The organism is Streptomyces sp. NRRL WC-3618, assembly GCF_001280005.1.
Classification (GTDB): Bacteria; Actinomycetota; Actinomycetes; order Streptomycetales; family Streptomycetaceae; genus Streptomyces.
In genome coordinates, this window is sequence record NZ_LGDW01000314.1 from 41,317 (window position 1) to 63,376 (window position 22,060).

General features: G+C 70.6%; 24 protein-coding genes. 13 read left to right on the forward strand and 11 right to left on the reverse strand.

Going from position 1 to position 22,060, the window contains the following annotated elements; translation table 11 throughout:
- Window positions 1-48 precede the first annotated feature (48 nt).
- The gene (locus ADL01_RS24155) at window positions 49-1,071 is read right to left on the reverse strand and encodes an SCO0930 family lipoprotein (RefSeq protein ID WP_053744120.1); all 1,023 of its coding nucleotides are present in this window, start codon (window positions 1,069-1,071) and stop codon (window positions 49-51) included.
- A 261-nt stretch (window positions 1,072-1,332) separates the two neighbouring features.
- Here ADL01_RS24155 and ADL01_RS24160 point away from each other — a divergent pair, with 261 nt between their 5' ends.
- From ADL01_RS24160 to ADL01_RS24170, 3 genes are all read left to right on the forward strand, one after another.
- Entirely contained in the window at window positions 1,333-2,124 is a 792-nt protein-coding gene (locus tag ADL01_RS24160) for a hypothetical protein (protein ID WP_053744121.1), read from the forward strand.
- A gap of 18 nt (window positions 2,125-2,142) precedes the next feature.
- Window positions 2,143-2,907 (forward strand): DUF4239 domain-containing protein, encoded by a 765-nt coding sequence (locus tag ADL01_RS24165; protein ID WP_063783576.1) that lies wholly within the window; start codon window positions 2,143-2,145, stop codon window positions 2,905-2,907.
- Between the two features lie 268 nt (window positions 2,908-3,175).
- Window positions 3,176-3,700, forward strand: coding sequence for a hypothetical protein (locus ADL01_RS24170; protein WP_053744122.1), 525 nt, complete (start codon window positions 3,176-3,178; stop codon window positions 3,698-3,700).
- A gap of 88 nt (window positions 3,701-3,788) precedes the next feature.
- On the opposite strand, the gene ADL01_RS24175 is transcribed toward ADL01_RS24170, so the two are convergent.
- On the reverse strand, window positions 3,789-4,277 hold the full coding sequence (locus ADL01_RS24175; protein ID WP_053744123.1) for a hypothetical protein: 489 nt from the start codon (window positions 4,275-4,277) through the stop codon (window positions 3,789-3,791).
- Window positions 4,278-4,608: 331 nt separating this feature from the next.
- On the opposite strand from ADL01_RS24175, the gene ADL01_RS24180 reads away from it, so the two are divergent.
- Window positions 4,609-5,271: a class F sortase gene (locus tag ADL01_RS24180; RefSeq protein ID WP_053744124.1), complete on the forward strand. Its 663-nt coding sequence runs from the start codon at window positions 4,609-4,611 to the stop codon at window positions 5,269-5,271.
- Window positions 5,272-5,327: 56 nt separating this feature from the next.
- On the opposite strand, the gene ADL01_RS24185 is transcribed toward ADL01_RS24180, so the two are convergent.
- Window positions 5,328-6,164, reverse strand: a complete 837-nt coding sequence (locus tag ADL01_RS24185) for a polysaccharide deacetylase family protein (RefSeq protein ID WP_053744125.1) — start codon at window positions 6,162-6,164, stop codon at window positions 5,328-5,330.
- Between the two features lie 192 nt (window positions 6,165-6,356).
- Between ADL01_RS24185 and ADL01_RS24190 the strand changes: the two genes are divergently transcribed.
- From ADL01_RS24190 to ADL01_RS24205, 4 genes are all read left to right on the forward strand, one after another.
- A complete protein-coding gene (locus tag ADL01_RS24190; protein ID WP_053744126.1) occupies window positions 6,357-6,833 on the forward strand; it encodes a universal stress protein in 477 nt (158 codons plus the stop codon).
- Window positions 6,834-6,994: 161 nt separating this feature from the next.
- The gene (locus ADL01_RS24195) at window positions 6,995-7,543 is read left to right on the forward strand and encodes a sigma-70 family RNA polymerase sigma factor (protein ID WP_053744127.1); all 549 of its coding nucleotides are present in this window, start codon (window positions 6,995-6,997) and stop codon (window positions 7,541-7,543) included.
- A gap of 148 nt (window positions 7,544-7,691) precedes the next feature.
- A complete protein-coding gene (locus tag ADL01_RS24200) occupies window positions 7,692-8,207 on the forward strand; it encodes a hypothetical protein (protein WP_053744128.1) in 516 nt (171 codons plus the stop codon).
- Between the two features lie 138 nt (window positions 8,208-8,345).
- On the forward strand, window positions 8,346-9,002 hold the full coding sequence (locus ADL01_RS24205; RefSeq protein WP_053744129.1) for a zf-HC2 domain-containing protein: 657 nt from the start codon (window positions 8,346-8,348) through the stop codon (window positions 9,000-9,002).
- 32 nt (window positions 9,003-9,034) lie between these two features.
- Here the strand turns inward: ADL01_RS24205 and ADL01_RS24210 are convergent, their stop codons facing one another.
- From ADL01_RS24210 to ADL01_RS44875, 3 genes are all read right to left on the reverse strand, one after another.
- A complete protein-coding gene (locus ADL01_RS24210; protein WP_053744130.1) occupies window positions 9,035-9,898 on the reverse strand; it encodes an Fpg/Nei family DNA glycosylase in 864 nt (287 codons plus the stop codon).
- 31 nt (window positions 9,899-9,929) lie between these two features.
- Window positions 9,930-12,017, reverse strand: a complete 2,088-nt coding sequence (locus tag ADL01_RS24215) for a SpoIIE family protein phosphatase (protein ID WP_053744131.1) — start codon at window positions 12,015-12,017, stop codon at window positions 9,930-9,932.
- A gap of 65 nt (window positions 12,018-12,082) precedes the next feature.
- Window positions 12,083-12,343, reverse strand: coding sequence for a hypothetical protein (locus ADL01_RS44875; RefSeq protein WP_053744132.1), 261 nt, complete (start codon window positions 12,341-12,343; stop codon window positions 12,083-12,085).
- Between the two features lie 87 nt (window positions 12,344-12,430).
- On the opposite strand from ADL01_RS44875, the gene ADL01_RS24225 reads away from it, so the two are divergent.
- A complete protein-coding gene (locus tag ADL01_RS24225) occupies window positions 12,431-13,858 on the forward strand; it encodes a lipase maturation factor family protein (RefSeq protein ID WP_053744133.1) in 1,428 nt (475 codons plus the stop codon).
- A gap of 28 nt (window positions 13,859-13,886) precedes the next feature.
- Here ADL01_RS24225 and ADL01_RS24230 read toward each other — a convergent pair whose 3' ends face one another.
- Window positions 13,887-14,855: an aldo/keto reductase gene (locus ADL01_RS24230; protein ID WP_053744144.1), complete on the reverse strand. Its 969-nt coding sequence runs from the start codon at window positions 14,853-14,855 to the stop codon at window positions 13,887-13,889.
- 56 nt (window positions 14,856-14,911) lie between these two features.
- Window positions 14,912-15,667, reverse strand: a complete 756-nt coding sequence (locus tag ADL01_RS24235) for an SDR family NAD(P)-dependent oxidoreductase (RefSeq protein WP_053744134.1) — start codon at window positions 15,665-15,667, stop codon at window positions 14,912-14,914.
- Window positions 15,668-15,917: 250 nt separating this feature from the next.
- Between ADL01_RS24235 and ADL01_RS24240 the strand changes: the two genes are divergently transcribed.
- Window positions 15,918-16,655, forward strand: a complete 738-nt coding sequence (locus ADL01_RS24240) for a FadR/GntR family transcriptional regulator (RefSeq protein ID WP_053744135.1) — start codon at window positions 15,918-15,920, stop codon at window positions 16,653-16,655.
- Window positions 16,656-16,692: 37 nt separating this feature from the next.
- Here ADL01_RS24240 and ADL01_RS24245 read toward each other — a convergent pair whose 3' ends face one another.
- Window positions 16,693-18,549 carry a family 20 glycosylhydrolase gene (locus ADL01_RS24245; RefSeq protein ID WP_053744136.1) on the reverse strand — a complete coding sequence of 619 codons (1,857 nt, stop codon included), beginning with the start codon at window positions 18,547-18,549 and terminating at the stop codon, window positions 16,693-16,695.
- A 261-nt stretch (window positions 18,550-18,810) separates the two neighbouring features.
- Between ADL01_RS24245 and ADL01_RS24250 the strand changes: the two genes are divergently transcribed.
- On the forward strand, window positions 18,811-20,154 hold the full coding sequence (locus tag ADL01_RS24250; RefSeq protein ID WP_053744137.1) for an amidase: 1,344 nt from the start codon (window positions 18,811-18,813) through the stop codon (window positions 20,152-20,154).
- A gap of 4 nt (window positions 20,155-20,158) precedes the next feature.
- Here ADL01_RS24250 and ADL01_RS24255 read toward each other — a convergent pair whose 3' ends face one another.
- Window positions 20,159-20,659 carry a GNAT family N-acetyltransferase gene (locus ADL01_RS24255; RefSeq protein WP_053744138.1) on the reverse strand — a complete coding sequence of 167 codons (501 nt, stop codon included), beginning with the start codon at window positions 20,657-20,659 and terminating at the stop codon, window positions 20,159-20,161.
- A gap of 60 nt (window positions 20,660-20,719) precedes the next feature.
- Window positions 20,720-20,893 carry a hypothetical protein gene (locus tag ADL01_RS45465; protein WP_199834916.1) on the reverse strand — a complete coding sequence of 58 codons (174 nt, stop codon included), beginning with the start codon at window positions 20,891-20,893 and terminating at the stop codon, window positions 20,720-20,722.
- Window positions 20,894-21,330: 437 nt separating this feature from the next.
- Here ADL01_RS45465 and ADL01_RS24260 point away from each other — a divergent pair, with 437 nt between their 5' ends.
- Both ADL01_RS24260 and ADL01_RS42495 read left to right on the forward strand, forming a co-directional pair.
- Window positions 21,331-21,789, forward strand: a complete 459-nt coding sequence (locus ADL01_RS24260) for an HD domain-containing protein (RefSeq protein WP_053744139.1) — start codon at window positions 21,331-21,333, stop codon at window positions 21,787-21,789.
- A gap of 55 nt (window positions 21,790-21,844) precedes the next feature.
- The coding region (locus tag ADL01_RS42495) for an SDR family NAD(P)-dependent oxidoreductase (RefSeq protein WP_420719736.1) at window positions 21,845-22,060 on the forward strand (216 nt) is incomplete at its 3' end.

The window sequence follows — 22,060 nt, forward strand, 5'->3', positions numbered from 1 at the left end:
GGAACAGGCCCTCAGAGGTCGGTTTCCCCTGTTGCCGGTTGCTGGTTCCTACTGGTTCGGCGCGCCGACCAGCTTGCCGTCGGGTGCCACGGCGTACCAGGTGCCGCCGACGCCCTGGCCGTTGGTGTCACCGGGCTTCTTGTCGTTGATGAAGGTGTAGATGGGCGAGCAGTTGAGTGTCTGCTGCTCGGCGCCGTCGGGCCGGGTGAAGTTCATGTAGCCCTTCTCCTTGATGCCCTTGGTGCTCTTGAAGGCGACCGGCTCGACGACCGGCCACTTCTCCAGGCAGGCACCGACACAGGCGGAGACCGGCTTCGGCCACGCCTTGTCCTTCAGGAAGCGGTAGACCGTCATGCCGTTCTTGTCGACGACGATCGTGCCGAGCTTGGGGTCGTTGCGGGTGGACAGGCCGGGCTGCGCGGCGAGCGTCGCCTTCTTGCCGTCGGGAGCGAGGCCGTACCACTTGCCGCCCACACCCTGGCCCTTGATGTCGCCGGGCGAGGTGTCCTTGGCGTAGTAGTACGCGGCCCAGCCGCCGATGGTGAGCTGCTTGCTGCCGTCGGACCGGGTCACCTCGCCGAGCAGTGCGGCGTCGACACCGGTACCGGCCGAGACGTCGTCCGCCGGAACCGGCGGCCAGGCGGTGGCGCAGTCGCCGTCACAGTTGGATTTCGGCGGTTCGGCCGTGTCCGCGTCGAAGCGGTACATCGTCCGGCCGCTGCCACTGGCCAGCACCTTGCCGATCTTCGCGTTGGTGACCACGTTCAGCTGGCCCGCCGCGGCCGAGTTGCCCGCGGCGGCCTGCTCACCGTTGGCTTCCGCACCGTTGCCGGCAGCCGTGTCCGTACCTGTGTCGGCGCCCGTGTCCGTTCCGGTACCCGTGCCCGCACCCGCCGTGCCGGCCGCACCCGCCGTGCCGCCCACGGATCCGTAGCCGCCGGCCGCCGGGGCCGCCGCGCCGACGTTCTGGCTGCTCGTGTCGGTGGCCTTGTCCTGACCGCACGCCGTCGTCAGCGCCAGCACGGCCGCAGCTGAGGCTACGAGTGAGGCGCTCCGCCAGGAGGTCTTCATTGTGAAACTCCCCGTAATCGTTAGGGTGTTGCGACGCCCTGCTGGGCCGCCGCACGGTCCTAGGTACGGGCGGGGGTGGTCACTGTGTTCAACCACCGCTCAAATTTCTTTCGAAACCCTGCGGCCCCACCCGTCACACCCGCACACAGGGACGATCACCAGGCCCGCCCAGAACGCGCGTTCCAAACCATCGCACGACATATGTCACTCGTTCGGGGCAATCTCCTCGCGCTCCCGCGCACGCGGAAGCACCCAGCACACATGATCTTCGTCGTGTATGGACCCACACGGACCCGATTCGCCCTCGCCATACGGGTATTGGCGCTGCTGGCCCTGACCTGGCTGCTCGTCGGCGTACCGGTCGGCGCGGTGGAGGCGACGACCTGCGTCTCCGTCTCCACCGGCTCGGGCAGCGACACCTCGGTGACGGTCACCGGGCACGGCGCCACGGTCACGGTCGGCACAGGCGTCCCGGTCGACACGGGAGACGGCTGGTCGGTCGTCGCGGGCAACGGTGGGGCGGCCGCGACCGGAAACGGTACGGCGGTCGTCGCCGGCACCGGCACCTGGTGCCCGAGCCCGACACCGTCGCCGCCCTGCCCGACCCCGACGCCCACGCCCACTCCTACGCCGACCCCGAAGCCGACTCCTCCGCCGACACCCACGCCCACGCCGACACCGACACCGGAACCTCCGCCGCCACCGAAACCGAGGCCCGCACCCACCCCGACCCCGAAGCCCACTCCCCCGAAGAAGCCGTCGCCGGCACCAGCGCCGAAGCCACCGGCCGCGCCGCCCGCACCGGCACCCCGGCCGGCCCCGAGTCCGCCGCCGCCTCCCGCTCCCGCGCCCAGCCCCACGCACACACCGAAGCGCGCCGCCGAGCCGCGCCCGGGCCCGACCGCGTCACCGATTCCGGCTCCGGTGAGTTATCCGCCGTACCGCGTGTCCGCCCACAGACGGACCGTCCGCAGTGGCACCTCGCCGGTCTCCTACATGCTGCTCGTCGCCCTTCCCGCCGTGATCGCCGTCGCCGCACTGCGTCCGCGCTGACCCCTTGGAGGCATTCTCTTGTCGGAATGGCTTGTTCTCGCCGTCGCGATCGCGGCCGCGTGTGCGGTCGTCATCCTCATCACCTTCGTACGGGACCGCAGGGCCCCTGAGGACGAGGATCCGTCCGACACCCCGGACGTGATTGAGTACATGACGATGTGGATCGGCGTGGTGTACGCCATCGTGCTGGGCCTGGCCATCGCCGGTGTCTGGGAGGCACGCGGCGTCGCCCAGGACCAGGTCTCGACCGAGGCCCACGCACTGCACGAGATCTCCGAGAGGGTCCGGGTCTATCCGCCCGACATCCGCGACCGCATTCGGGACGACGTCAACGCGTACGTCGGACACGTCGTCAAAACCGAGTGGCAGGAGATGGCGGACAACGGCCGGCTCACCAAGCGCGGCGACCAGCTGATGCAGCGCATTCGCGTCGACGTCACGGACTACGAGCCGAAGACGGACTTCCAGGCGCAGGCCTACCAGCCGCTCGTGGACCAGGTGACCGCGGCGGACCAGGCCCGCGCGGCCCGCGCCGACTCGACCGGGCCGACCATGCCGGGCGTCGTGTGGTTCGGCCTGATCTCCGGGGCCGTGATCACGGTAGGGATGATCTTCGCGCTCCAGATCCGTCGTACAACCCGCGAACTGGTCCTCGCCGGGCTGTTCTCCACCCTGATCGCCTTCCTGCTCTTCCTGATCTGGGACTTCGACGCGCCCTACAGCCGTGGCATCACGGCCACGGCCGATCCGTTCCTGATGCTCTTCCCGGGCGCGGGCCACTGACCGGCCACGACCGGGCGGGGACCGGCTGACGGTTCCTCACCACACGAGTCGACGGGGGACACTCGCCACACGCGGGTGTCCCCCGGCTTGTGCGACAGGCCCCTGGGTCCCCTGAGTGGCCCACATACATGACCCATTCGCCCGACACCGATCGCGCATACGCACACGCGTTCCTAGCGTTTCGGATATCGAGGTGCATTCCTGGCGCGAACGGTACGGCGCGAGCGGAAAAGGTCCGCGGCTGCTCCTCGGGGACCCGGAGGAACACATGCGCGCGATACGCGTCGCCTCGGCCGCACTGCCGGCCATCACCGCCCTCGCCCTCAGCGCACCCGTCGCTCACGCGGTCGTCGCGAGCAACAGCGTCACGTCGTTCGGTTTCAGTGTCGTGCCGTCGACCGTCGCCGCGGGCGGAGAGGTCACGCTGCGCGTGGACAACTGCAACGACGACACCCGGGTGTCCTCCGGTGTCTTCGATCCGGTCACCATCCCCAGGGGTCACTCGTCGGCGACGGCGAAGGTCGACTGGGACGCCAAACCGGGGGCGACCTACCGGGTGACGTTCACCTGTGGCGGCGAGAGCGGCCACACCGACCTCAGCATCGCCATCGGGCGTCCCAGCGAGCCCACGCAGTATCCGCTGCCGATCCAGCGGGGTGTGCACGCGGGTGAGGGCGGCAGCGTCGCAGGCTTCGACCTCAAGGAGATCGGCATCGGAGCGGCGCTCATCGCGGGGGCGCTGACGGTGGCGTACCACTTCTCACGCCGTCGCGCGGGCGACGACAACGCCTGACCCGGCGGCACCGGCACAGCCCTTCGCCCCGGACCCTGACGGGTTCCGGGGCGAAGGGCTGTCGGTGCGCGCCCGAAGGTGCTGGGCGTCAGAGCCGGTTCTCGGAGCGGCGGCGCATCCAGAACACACCACCGCCGACGAGCGCGGCGGCCACCAGCCCGCCACCGATCGCCAGGTCGGCCGGGGTGGCCCCGGTGGAGCTGCTGCCACCGAGTCCGCCCCGGACACCGCCGATGACGGTGAACACGCTGTTGAAGGACCTGGTCTGGTTCTCACAGTTGGTGGTGACGCTGTACGAACCCGGGGTGGCGTTCGCGTTGACGGTCACCGTCGCCGTCGCCGAGTTGCCGCCCATGGACCTGAACTTGGTCGTCGGGAAAGCGTTGGAACTGATGGTGCTGCCGGCCACGGTGCAGGCCGAGCCGTTGGCCGTGAGCACCAGCTGACCGCCCGGCGCGATGACGCTCGGTGCGGCGGTGACGCTGGACGGCTGGTCCCAGGCCGAGGCCGCCGGAGCGGCGAGCCCCACCGCGGCGGCCGTGGCGGCAGCCACCACCAAGGCACGAGTAGTACGCATGTGAACCTCCGCGGAAGGCGCCCCGGGACCCGTCCCCGGTCGATCGGCGAGAAAACGCCTCCCAGACGAACCCTCAGATGCCGTGCGCTCAGCCGCATTTCGGGAATGGTCCGTCCTGGTGAGGGGACACGCCGACGGAAGACCACACAATCAGATATTGCCGCAGGTCACGGACCGTCAGAAAAATACTTTCCCCGGCAACTCGGATGGCGCACGAACGACACGTCCGCCACCCGTTCGCCGCTGCCCCGTCGCCGGTTTCCCGCCGGGCACTTAGCGTTCTCGTATGCGCGAAAGACACGGCGACGGCCGGGTCGAGAGGGGATGGCGAATGTCTGCGTCCGAGCTGGCGGAAGAGGAGGAGCGGCAGAAAAAGCGTGCTCCATGGGGCGTGATAGCGCTTGTTCTGCTGACCGGCCTCGCTCTCATCCGAAATGGTTCGGGAGAGTTCGACGTGGGTCCGCCACAGCCCGCGGCGGCAGCGGCGGCGGACAGCCGCCTTCCCGACGGCACCTTCTCCAGTGCGCCGGCCGAGCTGCCGTACTCGGTGGTCGACCGCGTGCGGATCCCGTCGATCTCGGTCGACGCGCCGGTGCTGCCGGTGGGCCTGGACGCGGCCGGCTGGGTGGACGCCCCGCCGCCGGAGGACCCGAATCTGGCGGGCTGGTTCACCGGCGCCGTGTCGCCCGGCGAGAAGGGCACCGCGGTGATCGTCGGACATGTCGACAACAAACAGGGCCCCGCCGTGTTCTACGGTCTCGGGGCCCTCAAGAAGGGACATCGCATCGAGGTCCAGCGCCAGGACAAGAAGGTCGCCGTTTTCGAGATCTACGGCATCGAGGTCTTCCAGAAGAGCAACTTCCCCGGCGACCGTGTCTACGGCAGCAAGAACACCCCCGAATTGCGTGTCATCACCTGCGGGGGCGGTTTCTCCAAGCAGAACGGTTACAACGGGAATGTCGTGGTGTTCGCCCGCCTGGTCGAGGTTCGCTGAGCGTTCCTCGGCCGGGCGGGCGAAAGCCCGTGACCGGCGATTTCCGTCAACCGCGACTACGTGTATTGCCGCGTCGGTACAGTGATGTGGTAGCCGGATTTCAGCAGTTCCGGCAGATAGTCGCGCAGCGCCCGGACACTCTGCGAGCGGTCGCCCCCCGCGTCGTGCGAGAGCACCACGACGCCCGGGGCGGCGCCCTGCTCGACCCGGTCGACGATCCTGCGGGTGCCCGGGGCCATCCAGTCGAGGGTGTCGACGGTCCAGGCGAGCGGTTCCATACCGAGTTCGGCGCCGATCTGGAAGGCGGCCCGGTTCCAGGCGCCGTAGGGGGCGCGGAACCAGACGGGGGCCTCTCCGCAGCCGTCCTCGATGACCTCGGACGTGCGTGCCATCTGGGAGCGGATCTCGGAGCGCGTGAGGCGGGTCAGCAGCGGGTGGGACCAGGTGTGGTTGCCGACGACGTGTCCGTCCTCGGTCATCTCAGCGAGCAGATCCTTGTTGTTGACCGCCATCTCCCCGCACACGAAGAACATCGCGCGGACGTCGTGCTCCCGGAGGGTCCGGAGGATGCCCGGGGTGTAGCGGGGGTCGGGTCCGTCGTCGAAGGTCAGCACCATGGTGCGGCCGCGTCCGGACACGCGCAGCAGCGGTTCGTGGCGGACCAGGGTGCGCCCGTGGGCGGTGGCGTGCGGGGGGCCGTAGCCGGTGAGGGGTTCGAGGCGGTATGCGGAGGGCTTGAGCGCGCGGAGCGCCGGGGAGCCCGCGGCGGACCGGGCGGGCGGGGTTCCGTCCGGGCCGGCGGTGAGCAGCGCGGCCGTACCGGCCGCTCCCACGGCGGCGGCTCCGCCGATCATCAACACCCGGCGCCGTGTGAGCAACTGATCCTTCGTCATGACTCATCACTCGCCCGGTACGGACCTGACGCCCCGCTTCGACACCGGTGCGGCGGCAGGAAAGCACCCGTTGGGACCAGTGGGCGCCCGCGGCTGCCAGAGCGCAGCGCCGGCCGGTCCCGGAGGCCGGGTGTCGATCATGTCCTCCCCCGGGTGCCCGGCGGACCCCCGGCGCCCGCTAGCCTCGAACGTGTGACGGAACAGCAGCACTCACCTCAGGGTGAGCATCAGTTCGAGCGGGGCACGGACGGGCCGAAGGTCATCGTCGCCGGCGTCGACGGCTCCGAGTCCTCGCTCCGTGCCGCGTCCTACGCCGCCGGCCTCGCCCGGCGCCAGCACGCGCTGCTCGCCCTGGTGTACGTACAACCGGTGATGGCGGCCGGCGCCGCGTTCGGGGTGCCGGTGGCGGAGACGACGGGCGGGGTCGCCGAGGATCTCATCGCGCAGATCCGGGAGGCGACCGAGCAGGTCAAGGGGATATTCGATGTCCGGTGGGAGTTCCACACCTTCCGCGGGGACCCGTACACGGGCATGGTGAAGGCCGCCGACGACCTCAAGGCGGACGCGGTGGTCGTCGGCGCGTCCGAGCAGGCGGGCCACCGGATCATCGGCTCGGTCGCGATCCGGTTGGTGAAGTCGGGCCGCTGGCCGGTCACGGTCGTGCCGTAGGCCCTGTCGGTCCGCCGTCCCGGCGCGCGCCCCGGCTCAGCCGGAGGGGGAACCTCCCGTTCGGACCGTTCGTCGCACCGTTCGCCGACGGGTCCGACCGTCCGCCGCAGACTCCGGTCCACGCACTGTCCCGAATCGGGACCTTGCGATGCCATACGGCCATGACGGCCGGAACCACCATCACGCCCGGGACGACGACCGCCGAGCACGAGCTGGCCGCGCTGCAGCGCGAGCACGGCCGACCGCTCTTCGCCCTGCTGCTGCGCCTGTGCGACGGCGACCGGCAGCGCGCCGAGGACCTGGTGCAGGAGACCCTCGTACGCGCCTGGCAGCATCCGGAGGCGCTGCGCGCGAACGACTTCGCGTCCGTACGGCCCTGGCTGCTGACCGTGGGGCGGCGGCTCGCCATCGACGCGCGGCGGGCCCGTCAGGCGCGGCCCGCCGAGGTCGGGGACGCGGTCCTGGAGAACGCGCGGGTGTGTGCCGATCACGCGGAACGGTCAGCGGCGACGCTCGATGTGCGGGAGGCTGTGAAGACACTCACTCCCGAGCACCGTGAAGTCCTGGTGCTGGTGTATTTCCACGGGGCGAGTGTGGCGGAGGCCGCGACAGCACTCGGCATCCCGCCCGGTACGGTGAAATCTCGCGCGTATTACGCGCTGCGCGCCCTGCGCCGAGTGCTTCCGGGTTATGCAGCCGACCTGCGGTGAAACCAATGGTCGGGTCAAACCTCGGTAAAGCGCCTTGCTGAGGACCATGGTTGGGCAATCAGCTGTCTTCATCCGTGTCCGAACCGGGCGACAGTCCCGGAGGCCCGGGGTCGGGCGACGCGCACGCACCGGAGGAAGGCAGGAAGGGATGCTGCACAGAGGTCAAGAGAGCACGGACGGCACCGGCGGGGACGAACTCACCATCCCCATGGCCTGGTTGTACGCCGAGTACATCGCCGACGAGCTGCTGCGGACGGGCGACCTGATGCCGCCCACGTCCTTCGAGTTCCGCGCGGGTCGGGACGCGCTGGCACTCACCATCTTCCTGTCCGACACCAGAGGTGAACTTTCGGGCATCCGGGTCATCACGCAACTGGAGAAGTGGCTTTCGCTCACGGCGTACGACCAGCCCTGGCAGGACTGGGTTCGGACACGTATTTCCAGGTTGGCGGCCGACGCACTCGAATCGAGGGCGCCGGCACCCGACTTGGACCTGGCTGCCGCCGCCTGGCGCTGGCTGGAGGAGACCGAGTTGCTCGCCCCGGATCTCGACGCCGTGCCGGGTGGCGGGCCCGTGCTCGGTGAGGACGACGGACCGAAGGTCTGGACCCCGGCCTGGCGGCTGGGACTGCCTCTCGGTCATCTGGCGATCCATCTTTTTTAGAATCCGACCAATCCGCGGTCCCCTCCGCTCCGAACACTTTGGTCTCGATTCGGTATGCGGCTTGAGTGATTCTGGTGTCCGGTGCGTACCGGTGGGAGCAACACCACCCCACCCGTACCATCGGCACGAGGATTCGGCATGAGGTCCCTGGAACGGCATCGCGACGTCGGCGCATACGCGCTGGGCGTGCTCGACGAGGCGGACGCCTTCCGCTTCGAGGACCACCTCATGGAGTGCCCTGAGTGCGCCGCCCATGTGACCGAATTCGGTCCCGCCACACGGCAGTTGCTGCTGTACCGACGGGCGACGCCGCGCTCTGTGCACCCCATGGCCCAACCCGGTCCCAGGTTTCTGGACCGGCTGCTCGGCGAAGTGGCGAACCGCCGCCGCGCCGACCGGCGGCGCTGGCTGTACGCCGTGGCCGCCGCGGTGGTCTTCGCGGTGGCCGGGCCCGGCATCGCGATCATGGCGAGCGGCGGCGACGTCGACCGGACGCAGCAGGTCGCCGCGACCGACGAGCGCTCGGGCGTATGGGCGCAGGTCACGAGTGAGGACACGGTCTGGGGCAGCCAGATCGAACTGAAGGTCAAGGACGGCGCCGGCCCCCGTGCCTGCCATCTCGTCGCCATCGCGAACGACGGCACGGAAGAGACGCTCACCAACTGGAACGTGCCCAAGCATGACGCCCGTGAAAGCACGATGATGGGCGCGTCGACCCTCCACTCGAACCAGATCGACAAGTACGAGCTGCGTTCCAACGACGGTCTGCACCTGGTGACCCTGGACCTCTCCTGATCCGAACCGCCCCTCCTGGGGCGGCCGTCGGGCTACTTCAGCAGGCGTGACATACGGCGGTCCGCGAGCGGTTTGCCGCCCGTCTGGCAGGTGGGGCAGTACTGGAGCGAGGAGTCGCTGAAGGAGACCTCGCGGACGGTGTCGCCGCACACCGGACAGGGCTCGCCGGTCCGGCCGTGCACCCGCAGCCCGCTCTTCTTCTCCGCCTTCAGCCGTCCGGCCGCGAGACCCCGGGAGCGCTCGACCGCCTCGGTGAGCGTCGTGCGCAGCGCCTCGTACAGCCGCCGGTACTCCTCGGGCGTGAGCGAGGCTGCGAGCTTGAACGGGGACATCCGCGCGGCGTGCAGGATCTCGTCGCTGTAGGCGTTGCCCACGCCCGCGATCAGGCTCTGGTCGCGCAGCGCCCCCTTCAGCTGGCGCCGCTCCCCCGCCAGCAGACCGGTGAGGCGCGCCTCGTCGAAGTCGTCGGCGAGGGGGTCGGGACCGAGGCGGGCCACGCCGGGCACGTCCTGCGGATCGTGGACGACGTACACCGCCAGCCGTTTCTGGGTGCCCGCCTCGGTGAGGTCGAAGCCCTCGCCCGTCTCCAGGGCGACACGCAGTGCGAGCGGGCCTTTCCCGGGCTTCGGCGGGCCGTCGGGAAGGCGGTCGCGCCAGTGCAGCCAGCCCGCGCGGGCCAGATGGGTCACGAAGTGCGGGCCGCCGTCCGCCGTCAGGTCGAGGAACTTGCCGTACCGGTGCACGGCGGTGATCTCACGGCCCTCGAGGGCGGTGACCGGTGGGTCGTACGTCTTCAGGACACTGATCGCGACGGGCAGCACCCGGACCACCTCATGGCCCACGAGTCGCTCGGTGAGGAAGTCCCTGAGCGCTTCGACCTCGGGAAGTTCCGGCATACGTCCAGAGTGCCACCGCCCGACCCGGTGCTCAGCTCGTGGGCGGCACCGCGAACTCGCACCACACGACCTTGCCGCCGCCCCGCGCCTCCACGCCCCAGTCGTCGGCGAGGAGGTCGACCAGGAGCAGACCGCGCCCGGAGACCCCGGACTCCCCCGCCTCCCGGCGGCGCGGCAGGGCGCTGGAGGAGTCCTCGACCTCGACGCGCAGCCGGCGTTCGGAGCCGCTCAGCACGCGCAGGGTGACGACCGCCGCGCCCTCGGTGTGCATCAGGGCGTTGGTGATCAGCTCGTCGGCCACCAGTTCGACCTCGTCGGCGCGCTCCCGGGCGCCCCAGGCCCGGACCGCCGCGCCGATCATGTGCCGGGCCTCGATCAGCGCGTCGGGGTCGGCCACCCCGACGTGCTGCTGGAGCCGCCCGCCGGACTGTACGGCGGCCAGGCCCCGGCGGCGCAGGAGCAGCAGGGCCACGTCGTCGTCCCCGCTTCGCTCGTCGGCGACCTCGATCAACCGGTCGGCCAGTTCCCAGACGTTCTCCGGGCCGGCGGCGATGAGCGTCCTGAGGGTGCGCAGGCCGTCGGCGATGTCGGCGCCGGGCTGTTCGATGAGCCCGTCGGTGCACAGCACCAGGGTCTCTCCGGGGTCCAGTTCGAAGGTGGCCACCGGGTAGGCGAGGCGGCCGAACTCGGCGGAGAGACCGAGTGGCAGCCCGCCTTCGACGTGGGCGCGGCGGCAGGTGCCGTCGGAGTGCCGTACCAGCGGGTCGAGGTGGCCGGCGCGGACCACCTGGACCACGCCGGTGGACAGGTCGGCCTCCGCGTACAGGCAGGTCGCGAAGCGGTCGGTGTCGAGTTCGTGCAGGAAGACGGAGGCGCGGGCCATCACCGTCGCGGGCGGGTGTCCTTCGGCCGCGTAGGCCTTCAGGACGATCCGCAGCTGGCCCATGACGGCCGCCGCGTGCGTGTCGTGGCCCTGGACGTCCCCGATGACCGCGCCCACCCGGCCGCCGGGCAGCGGGATCACGTCGTACCAGTCGCCGCCGATGTCCCGGCCGAGCTGGCCGCCGGAGGAGGCGGCGCGGTAGCGGACGGCGATGTCGGCGCCGGGGATGTTGGGGATGGAGCGCGGCAGCATGGCCTGCTGGAGGCCCTGGGCGAGGTCCTTCTCCTGCTCGAAGAGCATCGCCCGCTGGAGGCTCTGCGCGATGCTGGTGCCGAGCGCGACGAGTACGGCCCTGTCCTCCGCCGAGAAGCCGTACCGGTCGTTGTAGAGCAGGCCCATCGCGCCGATCGGCCGGGCCTGCGCGATGAGCGGCAGATAGGCGGCGGAGGTGATCTGCAGATCGGTGAGATGCGGCCACAGGACCGGGTACCCGGCGGCGAACTCCTCCGGCGACTCGATGAAACGCGGGCTGAGGGTCCGTACGACGTCGCCCATCGGGTAGGGCTCGTCGATACGGGTGATGCGGGTGCCGGGCACGGAGGCGCCGGCCGGTCCCTCGGCGACCAGCCGGATGCGGCCGGCCTCCACCAGGCCCATGACCAGACTGGCCGCACCGAGGTGGGGGACTCCGTGGGAGTCCGTGAGGACGTCGATGACGTCCGCCACGGTGCGGGCGTGCGCGAGGGCCGCCGTGATGACCTGCACGACGTTCGTCTGGCGGCGTCGCACCTCGTCATGGGCGGCCTGTTCGTTACGGGCCTGGCTGTCCCGCAGCTCCTGCGTGGCGTCGCGGACGATGCCGATGACCCGGCGCGGGCGGCCGGTCTCGTCGCGGCGGATGTAGCCCTGGGTGTGGGTCCACTGCGTGGCGCCGTCGCGGCGGCGGAGGCGGAAGTAGGCGCCGTAGTTCTCGCTGCCGTCCTTCATGGCCTCGGCGACGACCGAGTCGAGCCGGCGGCCCTCCATCGGGGGCACTCTGAGGGCCAGGCTCTCGGGGTGGCCGTCGTATTCGTCGGGGCGCAGATCGAAGATCTCGAACGCCAGTGCGTCCATGGTGAACAGGCCTGTGTCCAGGTCCCAGTCGAACGTTCCCATGCGGTTGAGCGCCAGGACCGGATCCGGGTGATCGGGCCAGTCCTCCGGGAGTGACAGGGCGCTCGCTCCCCGATCAGCCATGCGCCCACCCTGCCAGTTTTCGGCTGATTCTTCGACTTGTCCGGCGTGGTTCGCCAGGCCTCCGCTCACTCGCCGACGCCCTCGCAGGGGTCGGCCTCGGCATAGGGGCCGTACGCGGTGTCGTCGTCGGGGATCTGGCCGCCGCCGTCCGGGAGGTCGGGGATGTCCGGGACGGTGTCGGGGCCCATCTCGTCGCAGGGGTCCTGGGCCGTACCGACGCCGGAGTCGTCCGAGGGCAGGATCTCCTCCCCCGGCGGGTCGCCGTCCCAGCCCCCGACGATCAGGGCTGCGGAGAGTACGCACGTCGTGACAAGAGTTCGGCGCATCCCCCATTGTCTGCGTCACCCGCTCGGCGCACGCAAGCGGAGAACAGTCACCCAGCGCCACACTGGTGGGAGAGAGGAGCGAGCACCGTGGAGTGGTTCACCGCACCCGACTACTGGCTGAGCCGACTGGTCCTCCAGCGCGGCCTGGCCTGCCTCTACCTCGTGGCGTTCCTGGGGGCGGCCCTCCAGTTCCGGGCGCTGATGGGCGAGCGGGGCATGCTTCCGGTTCCCCGTCTGGTCGCCCGGGTCGGCTTCCGGCAGGCACCGAGCGTGTTCCAACTCCACTACTCCGACCGCTTCTTCGCTGTCTGGTCCTGGACCGGCTGTGCGGTGTCGGTGGCGCTGCTCGCCGGGCTGGACTCGCGACTCCCGCTCTGGGCGGGCATGGCGCTGTGGCTGCTGCCGTGGGGGATGTACCTGTCGATCGTCAACGTCGGCCAGACCTGGTACGGCTTCGGCTGGGAGTCGCTGCTCCTGGAGGTCGGTTTCCTCGCCGTCTTCCTGGGCAACGACGAGGTGGCGCCGCCGGTCGTGGTGCTGTTCCTGCTGCGCTGGATCCTGTTCCGCGTCGAATTCGGCGCCGGTCTGATCAAGATGCGCGGCGACGCCTGCTGGCGGAAACTGACCTGCCTCGACTTCCATCACGAGACCCAGCCGATGCCGGGCCCGCTGAGCTGGTACTTCCACCGCCTCCCGAGGCCGGTGCACCGGATCGAGACCGCCGCCAACCACGTCACCCAACTCGGCGTCCCCGTCCTGCTGTTCACTCCGCAGCCGGTGGCTACGGCCGCCGCGTCCCTGATGATCGTCACCCAGCTGTGGCTGGTTCTGTCGGGCAACTTCGCCTGGCTGAACTGGCTCACGATCGTGCTGGGACTGTCGGCGGTGCGCCTCCCGGACACGGCACCGAAGACCCTCCCGGACACCCCGCTCTGGTACGAGATCGTGGTCCTGACGATCGCCGTGACACTGGTGGCCCTCAGCTACCACCCGGTCCGCAACATGCTCTCGCGCCGCCAGGTCATGAACCGCTCCTTCGACCCGCTCCACCTTGTCAACACCTACGGCGCCTTCGGCAGCGTCAGCCGTATCCGGTACGAGGTGATCGTCGAGGGCACGGCCGACGACGTACCGCGCGAGGACTCCGACTGGCGGGAGTACGAGTTCAAGGGCAAGCCGGGTGAACCGGCGCGCAGGCCACGCCAGTTCGCGCCCTACCATCTGCGGCTCGACTGGATGATGTGGTTCGCCGCGCTGTCGCCCGCGTACGCCGGTACATGGTTCGGCCCGATGGTCGAACGGCTCCTGGACAACGACCAGGACACCCTCCGGCTGCTGCGCCGCTCCCCGTTCCCACCGAACGCACCCCCGCGCTACATCCGCGCCCGCCTCTTCCGCTACCGGTACACGACCTGGCGGGAGCGGCGAGCGACGGGCGCGTACTGGGAGCGGGTGTACGTACGGGAGTTCATGCCTCCGACGCGGCTTGCCCGCAGCCGGGTTCAGAGGCCGTAGACGCTGGTCGCGGTCAGGACAGTCCCTCCTACGGCGCTTCGGTGGTCAGCAGGCCCGTGTCCCGGAGTTCCTGCCAGAATGCCTCGGGCACGGGCACGGCGAACTGCTCGGCGCAGTCGCGGACTTCGGCCGCCGTACGAGTGCCGACGAGGACGCCGGCGACGGCCGGGTGCGCCGCGCAGAAGGCGAGCGCGGCCGCTCGCAGGGTGATGCCGTGGCGGTCGGCGACGGACTTCATGCGCAGGGCGCGGTCCAGCAACTCGCCCGACACCGCCGCGTAGTTGTAGGTCGCCCCGGGCTTCGGGTCGGCCAGCAGACCGGAGTTGAAGGCGCCACCGATCACGACGGACGTACCGCGTTCGACGGCGGCCGGGAGGAGTTCGGTGAGCGCGCTCTGGTCGAGGAGGGTGTAGCGGCCGGCGCACAGGACCACGTCGACGTCGGTGTCCCGGACGAAGCGGGTGAGCATCTCCGTCTGGTTCATGCCCGCGCCGATCGCCCGCACGACGCCTTCGGAGCGGAGTTCCTCCAGCGCCGGGTAGGCCTCGCGGAAGGCCGACTCGGCGTGGTCGTCGGGGTCGTGGAGGTAGACGACGTCGACGTGGTCGAGGCCGAGCCGCTCCAGGCTCGCCTCCAGTGTGCGGCGTACACCGTCGGCGCTGAAGTCCCAGACGCGGGTGTGGGTGGCGGGGACCGCGAAGCCGTTGGCGAGGTCGTCGCCCGCCGGGGCCTCGGCGGGTTCCAGGCGGCGGCCGACCTTCGTGGAGATGGTGTACGCCGAGCGCGGGTGTTCGCTCAGGGCCGCGCCGAGGCGGCGTTCGGAGAGGCCGATGCCGTAGTGCGGGGCGGTGTCGAAGTAGCGGATGCCCGTGTCCCAGGCCGCGGACACGGCGTCGTGTGCCTGTGCGTCGGTGACCTCGGTGAAGAGGTTGCCGATGGCGGCGGCGCCGAAGCCGAGGCCGGTGATCTCGACGCCGCTGCGGCCGAGCGTGTGCACCGGCATCGGCACGGTTGCGGACATGTCAGGACTCCCTGAGGTGGGGTGCGGCGTGTTCACTGGGCGGCCGGACGCAGGCGCAGGCCCTGCATACCGCCGTCGACGGCGAGTGAGGTGCCGGTGGTGGCGCCGGACAGGGGACTCGCCAAGTAGGCGATGGCGCCCGCGACTTCGTGGGCCGAGACAAGGCGGCCGGTGGGCTGGCGGGCCTCCAGGGCGGCGCGTTCGGCGACGGGGTCGGCGGACGAGTCGAGGAGGCGGCCGACCCACGGGGTGTCGGCCGTGCCGGGGTTGACGCAGTTCACGCGGATGCCCTCACGGACGTGGTCGGCGGCCATGGCCAGAGTCAGGGAGTACACGGCGCCCTTGGTGGCGCAGTACAGGGCGCGCTGCGGCAGGCCGGCCGTGGCCCCGATCGAGCAGGTGTTCACGATGGCGGCGTGCGCGGAGCTGCGCAGGTGCGGCAGGGCGGCCCGGGAGACGCGGACCATGCCGACCACGTTGACGTCGAAGACTCCGTGCCACTGTTCGTCGTCGTTGTCCTCGATGGTGCCCTGGGCCCCTATACCGGCGTTGTTGATGACGATGTCGAGACCGCCGAGGTCTGCCACGGCGGCGGCCACCGCCTCCCGTACGGACGTGTCGTCGGTGACGTCGGCCCGGTAGCCGCGCAGCGGTTTCTCGACCGACGACGGGTCCAGATCGAGGACGGCGACCTGTGCGCCGCGCGCCGCCAGCAGTTCGGCGGTGGCCCGGCCGATACCGGACGCACCGCCCGTGACCAGCGCCTTGAGCCCCTCGAAGTCGGTCATGCGGCCTGCCCCTTCTCTTTCACCGGGTCGGCGGCCCAGAAAGTACCACCCTGGACAGCGATCCTGCCTCGTGCCGTCCGCCGACTCGCCGTCGAGCGCGATCGCGGGATGCACCGCATATTTATCAGACCACTTTCGGGTTCGAACACCCCGGAGGGCCAAAATTCCCGGATTCCGACCGTAGTGGTCCGACCAACCCGCTGGTTAACTGGTTGAAGTGCGGCGTCACCCGGCGACAGGAGGACACGGCGTGGACGAGATCCCGGCCGACGGCACAGGAGCCGTCCCGCAGAAGGGCACTGTGACGCAGCGCGCCATCGAGCAGATCAAGGCGATGATCGGCGAGGGCCGTCTGGAGCCGGGCCAGCGACTGCCCACCGAGCGCGATCTCGCCGCCCGGCTGGGCATCTCGCGCAGTTCGACGCGGGAGGCGATCCGGGCGCTCACGGTGATGGGCGTACTGGAGGCCCGGCACGGCTCGGGCATCTACGTGACCCAGCTGGAGGCCGGCGACCTGCTGGAGACCTTCGGTGTGGTCGCGGATCTCTCGCGGGGCCCTCGGCTGGCCGAGCTGCTGGAGGTCCGGCGCATCCTGGAGTCGACGGCGACCGCGCTGGCCGCCGCGCGGATCACCCCGGACCAGCTCGCGGAGGTGGAGAAACATCTCGCGGCGATGAACGCCACCGACGATCCCGAGGAGATCCTCGCCCACGACCTGTCCTTCCATCGCGCGATCACCGCCGCGGCCGGCAACGACAGCATGGCGGCGATCCTGGAGGGCCTCTCCTCCCGGACGTTCCGCGCCCGCGTCTGGCGCGCCTACCAGGAAGAGGGCGCCTTCGCCCGCACCCGCCGCGAGCACGCCGCGATCCACCGCGCCCTCGTCGCCCACGACCCGGAAGCGGCCCGAGCGGCAGCGGCGGCCCACGTGGGCGAGGTGGAGCAGTGGCTGCGCGGGCAGTCCGACGCTCCGCCGACCGGGCCGTGACGGCTGGACACGGTCATGGCGCGGCGGACTCCTCGGGTCAGCGGACGGGGGTCAAGTGCCAGACGGCGGGCGGGTGTTGGTCCGGCGGGTACTGCGCGAGACGGCCGTCGTCGGTCACGTGCGCAGCCATCCGGGTGATCGCGTTGACGAGTCGGTAGCCCCCTGCGGACGGCTCCAACTCCCAGCGCTGCACGGTGTTCGCGGTGTCGCAGGTCTGTGGGGTGAGCTCGACGCCGGGCTGGAGCGGGGTGTTGAGCGTGAGCTTTCCGCCGCGCACCTCCAGGCAGCCGGACCCGGTCTTCAAGGTGACGTATCCGTCGGGCGTGCGCCGCACCTCGGCGGTCAGGGACACCCCGTCCGCCCGCAAGGTGTACGTGCCGTCCGTGACCGGCACTCGGGTCGGGTCCCGCCATCCCGGTGCGTGCCCGACGGCCGTCCCCCGCGCCGTGAACCGGGCATACGTGGCGTCGGGGTGCGGATCGCCCCAGGTGGCCTGTGCCAGGTGCCGCAGCGCGGGGTCGGTGTCGACGGCGACCTCGTGCTCGGTCTCGCCGCGCCCGTTGTCCGGCCAGAGGCTGATCTTCGCGCCGGTGATGCCCTGGCTGGAGGCGAGTTGCTCGCCCTCGAAGCTGCGCGGGTCCCAACTCTGGTCGTACAGGCCCTTGGTGTCGCTGTGGAAGCCGCCCCGGACGAGATACAGCGCATAGGCCGCGTTCATCAACGGGTACCCCTGGGACCGGAGTTGGCTCGGTTTCACGGCCACACTCAGCCAGTGCTCCACGGTGGTCCCCGCGGTCACCGGCACGGTGTTGGCGCCGGTGAGCCCGTCGTTCCAGACGCGCAACTTCCTGCCGCTTGCCGCCAGGCGGGCCTGGACGCGGTTGACGAAGTCGATGAAGGCGTCCTGGGGTGTGGCGTTCGCCCCGAACTTCTCCCGTGCGTAGCGCAGGATCTGCGGGTACTTGGCGAAGTCGGAGCCCAGCATGTACTCGTCGGCGCCCATGTGCCAGGAGCCGCCGGTGAAGACCTGTGCGTACTCGTCGATCAGGCTCGTGTAGTAGTCGAAGGCGGCGGGCCGGGTGATGTCGAGTCTGCTGGGCTGCCGGTTGCCGTCGGAGTCGGTGAGCTGGAGATCCGGGCGGTTCTCGATCCACGGGTCCATGTGGCCCGGGGAGTTGATCTCCGGAATGATCTCGACGTGGTACTTGTCGCCGAGGGCGACGAGCCGCCGTATCTCGTCCTTGGTGTAGTAGCCCCAGGTGTTGGCCTCGGGGTGGGTGTCGCTCTTCACCTTGAGTTCGAGGAGGAGTTGGTTGAGTTTGCCGTACGCCATGTCGCGTACGAGGTTCTCCAGCCACCCGGTCGAGATGTGGATGTAGCAGGCGCACACCCCGACGCCCCGTTCCGCGTACCGGGGCACGTCGACCGTGCGGCCGGCGGGGATCCGGTCGCCCTGGGCGAGGAGCTGGAGGAGGGTGCGGGTGCCGTAGAAGGCGCCGCTCTCGGTCGCGCCGGTCACCGACAGCCGTGCGCCGGACCGGAGTTCGTACCCTTCCGCGCCGAGTGCGGTTCGCGCCGGGACCACCTCGATAACGATGTCACCGGCCCGCGCTCCGCCGCTCACCACAGGCGGGGTGCCGTGGCCGGCCGCCCGTAGATCGTCGGCGAGGGTGTCCGCGACCCTGCGCCCGGGCGCCGTGTCGGCGATGAGACGGGCAGCGGAGCCGTACTGGTAACTCCCTTGTTCCGGCCTCCAGTTGGCGAGAGCGGGCACCGTGACCGGAGTCACCGCCGCGCCCGCCACGCCCGTCCGTGCGGACGCCTGGACCGGTAGGGCGAGCAGGAACAGGGCCACCGCGGCCAACAGGAGCCGGCCTCTTGGATACGTACGCATCTGGAAGCTCCCCTTCATCGGATGTGTGATGATCGAGCGCCCCCCGGGCGGTGTCAATGGGGTCCGGAGCCAGCGGTGTTCAGCCAGTGATCGGATGACCGGCGAGTCCGCGAGGGCGGCCGGACACGCCGCCGTCGGGAAAGTCCAGGAGACCCGGCCCGAATGTCCAAGGTCCACGGCTCTCGACGCCCCTTGTACTCACGAGTAGCCTCATCGCCGCACGCGTAGCACGATGTGTTGTATCCACCCCGAGGAGCCCCCGTGACCAGCTGGGCCGGCCGTACCGCCACCGAGATCGCCGCCGCCGTACACGAGAAGCGCGTCACGCCCCGCGAAGTCGTCGCCGAACATCTCGCGCGCATCGAACTCCTTGACGTCCGCGTCGGAGCGTTCCGCCGGCTGCGGGCCCAGGAGGCGCTGGCCGAGGCGGACGAGGTGGCCGACCGCGCGGACCTCGCGGACCTTCCGCTTGCGGGCGTACCCGTCGCGGTAAAGGACAACCTCGGGGTACGCGGCGAGTCGACCCGGCACGGCTCCGCCGCGACGCCGGACACCCCCGCCGACCACGACCACGTCACCGTTGCCCGGCTGCGCGCGGCGGGCGCGATCGTCGTCGGGGTCACCAATGTGCCCGAGCTGTGCATCTGGGGCACCACGGAGGGCCCTCTGGGCACAGCCCGCAACCCGTGGGACACCACCCGCACGGCCGGCGGTTCCTCGGGCGGCAGCGCGGCGGCCGTCGGCGCCGGAATGGTGCCGATCGCGCTGGGCAACGACGGCATGGGCTCACTGCGCATCCCCGCCGCCAACTGCGGTGTCGTCACCATCAAACCGGGCCTCGGAGTCGTCCCGGCGGGCATCGGCAACGGCGACTGGTTCGGGATGTCGGAGAACGGCCCGCTGGCGACAACGGTCGAGGACGCCCGGCTGCTGCTGTCGGTCCTCGCGGACACCCGCTTCGTACGCTCGGAGGCGCACGCCCACCGCAAGGTCGCCCTCTCCGTCCGCAGCCCCATCGCCGGCGTCACGATCAGCAGGCCGTACGCCTCCGCCGCGCGCGAGGCCGCCGCGCTGCTGGACAGCGCCGGTCACGAGGTGGTGCCCGCCGACCCTCCGTACCCGCTGTCGATCGGCGTGACCTCGTTCACCCACTGGACGGCGGGCACGGCCCGGGACGCGGAGGGCCTCGACCGGAGCGGGCTGAGCAGGCGCACCCGGGTCCACGCGGCCGTCGGGCGCCGGTTCGTCGGTTATGTCGAGCGCGGGCAGCACAAGGAACAGCTGCGACGGCGCCTCGAGCCGTTCTTCGCCGCGCACGACGTACTGCTCACCCCGGCCCTCGCCCGGCGCTCACCCACCGCCGCGGCCTGGCACGAGCGGGGCTGGCTGCGCAACATCCTCGCCAACACCAACTACTCGCCGATGACGCCCCCGTGGAACCTGACGGGCTGGCCGGCGATGTCGGTGCCGTTCGGCACCCTGCCCTCGGGCGCGCCCTGCGCCGTACAACTGGTCGGGCGCCCCGGATCGGAAGCCGTACTTCTCGATGTGGCCCAGCAGTTGGAGGAGCTGCACCCCTGGCAGCGGACGGCTCCGCTCGCCTGATCCGTCAGTCTCCGAGCGCCTTGTACATGATGTGCAGACCCACCCGGCCGTCCCGGGGGTGCTCGAACGCGTCCGGTACCGTGCCGAGGATCATGAAGCCCAGCGAGGTCCACAGCCTGACCGCCGGATTGGTCTCGACGACGGCGTTGAAGACCATGCCCCGGTAGCCGTGGGCCCGGGCCTCGTCCAGGACGTGTTCGGCGAGAGCGCGGCCGATGCCATGCCCGGCACGGTCGGGGTCGACCATGAAGCCGGCGTTGGCTGTACGGGCGGCGGGGCCGGCGTAGTTGGGGGTGAGGTAGGCGGAGCCGACGACGGCTCCGGCGCTGTCCTCGGCCACGTACACACGCTTGGCCGGGCTCATCCACAGGGCGCGGGCCGCTTCCTCGGACGTGTCCGGGTCCCAGGTATAGGTGTCGGCGGCGGCGACGATGCGGTGCCAGAACGGCCAGATGCGCGGCCAGTCGTCGGCGGTGGCTTGGCGGATCGCTCTGATGACCGGCATGGACGTGAGTGTGGCACGTCCATGCCGAGGCGATCTCGACCGGTCCTGTCCGTCCGTGCGTCAGTCGACGCTGGGCAGGATGTGAGGCTCGGCGAGGTCGTCCTCGTAGCCCGCCAGGCGGATCGGGGCCGACCTGGCCCACACGTCGAGGCTGCCGAGCCGTTCGCTCCGGTCTCCGGCGGCCTTGGTGCGTTCCTCAGGGCCTTGTTCGAGATTCGTCTTCTCCGGTGTCACCGCGCACTCCTTATGTGTCGGTCACCCTCAGGACGTTCGGGACCAGTCTGATGCCGGCCGCTCCACATCCACTCGGGTCTGGTTCAGAAACAGTCAGGACGCGGTGGCGCCGGTAACGGACCGTGGGTGTGGGTGGAACCCAGTGGTGATGTCCGTCCGGAACAGTATTAACCAAATGAGCGGGCGCCCGCTCGATGGGGTGAAAACAAGGAGTAAAGATCTCAAGTCGTCCACTGTTCATTCAGCCATAATCTGCGGTTGTTTGTTACCTGGCGAGCGGTTTGAGTATCACCCGTATGGACCTTTCGACATCCCGTGTCGCGGTGGCCCGAACAGGTCCGGCAGTTCAGCTCCCGTTGACCCGCGCGCAAGTCGCCCATGGTGTGCTGACCGACGGCAACGGCTGGTCCCGCGGTAGGACTCGGGAGGACTGACGTATGGAGCTGCGCGGCGTCGAGGAACTGATGGACCTGCTGCACGCCTGCCGGGGCACCCCGGAACACGGCGGCGGCCCGGTCGGTCCGGTCGATCTGCACCAGCACGCCCTCCAGACGGCCGCCCTGCTGCGCCGGAGCCGCCCCGCCGACAAGGAGCTACAGGTGGCGGGCCTGGTCCATGTCATCGGCCGGCTCCTCGCGCCCGGCGACCCCGCCCGGCACGCCCGGATCGCCGCGGACGCGGTACGGCACCTGCTCGGCGACCGGGTCGCCCGCCTCGTACACGACAGTGCGTACGCCACGGACCGGGGCCCCCATGTGGACGCCGACGCCCTGACCGTGCGCCAGGCGGACGAGGCCGGCCGGGTCCCCGGGGTCGACGCGGGCGTCCTGGAGGACTGGCGCACGCTGCTGGGACTGGTCGCGGAGCAGCACTCCCGGCTGGGCGTCCTCGACTGAACCGCCGTACGTCCAGGGGCTGTTGACTGACGATCCGTCATGAGACGGTACGCGGATGACGTCACCGTACGGACTCGAGGGGCGGGTCGCCCTGGTCACCGGGGGCACCCGGGGCATCGGGCTGGCCGTCGCCGGGGCGCTGGTGGGGGCGGGGGCACGAGTGTGTGTGACGGCCCGCGATCCGGACGGGGTGCGGCGGGGCGGCCGGGGGGGCGGCGGGGGGGGGGGGGGGGGGGGCGGGGGCCCCGCCCGGGACCCCCTCGCGCGTGTC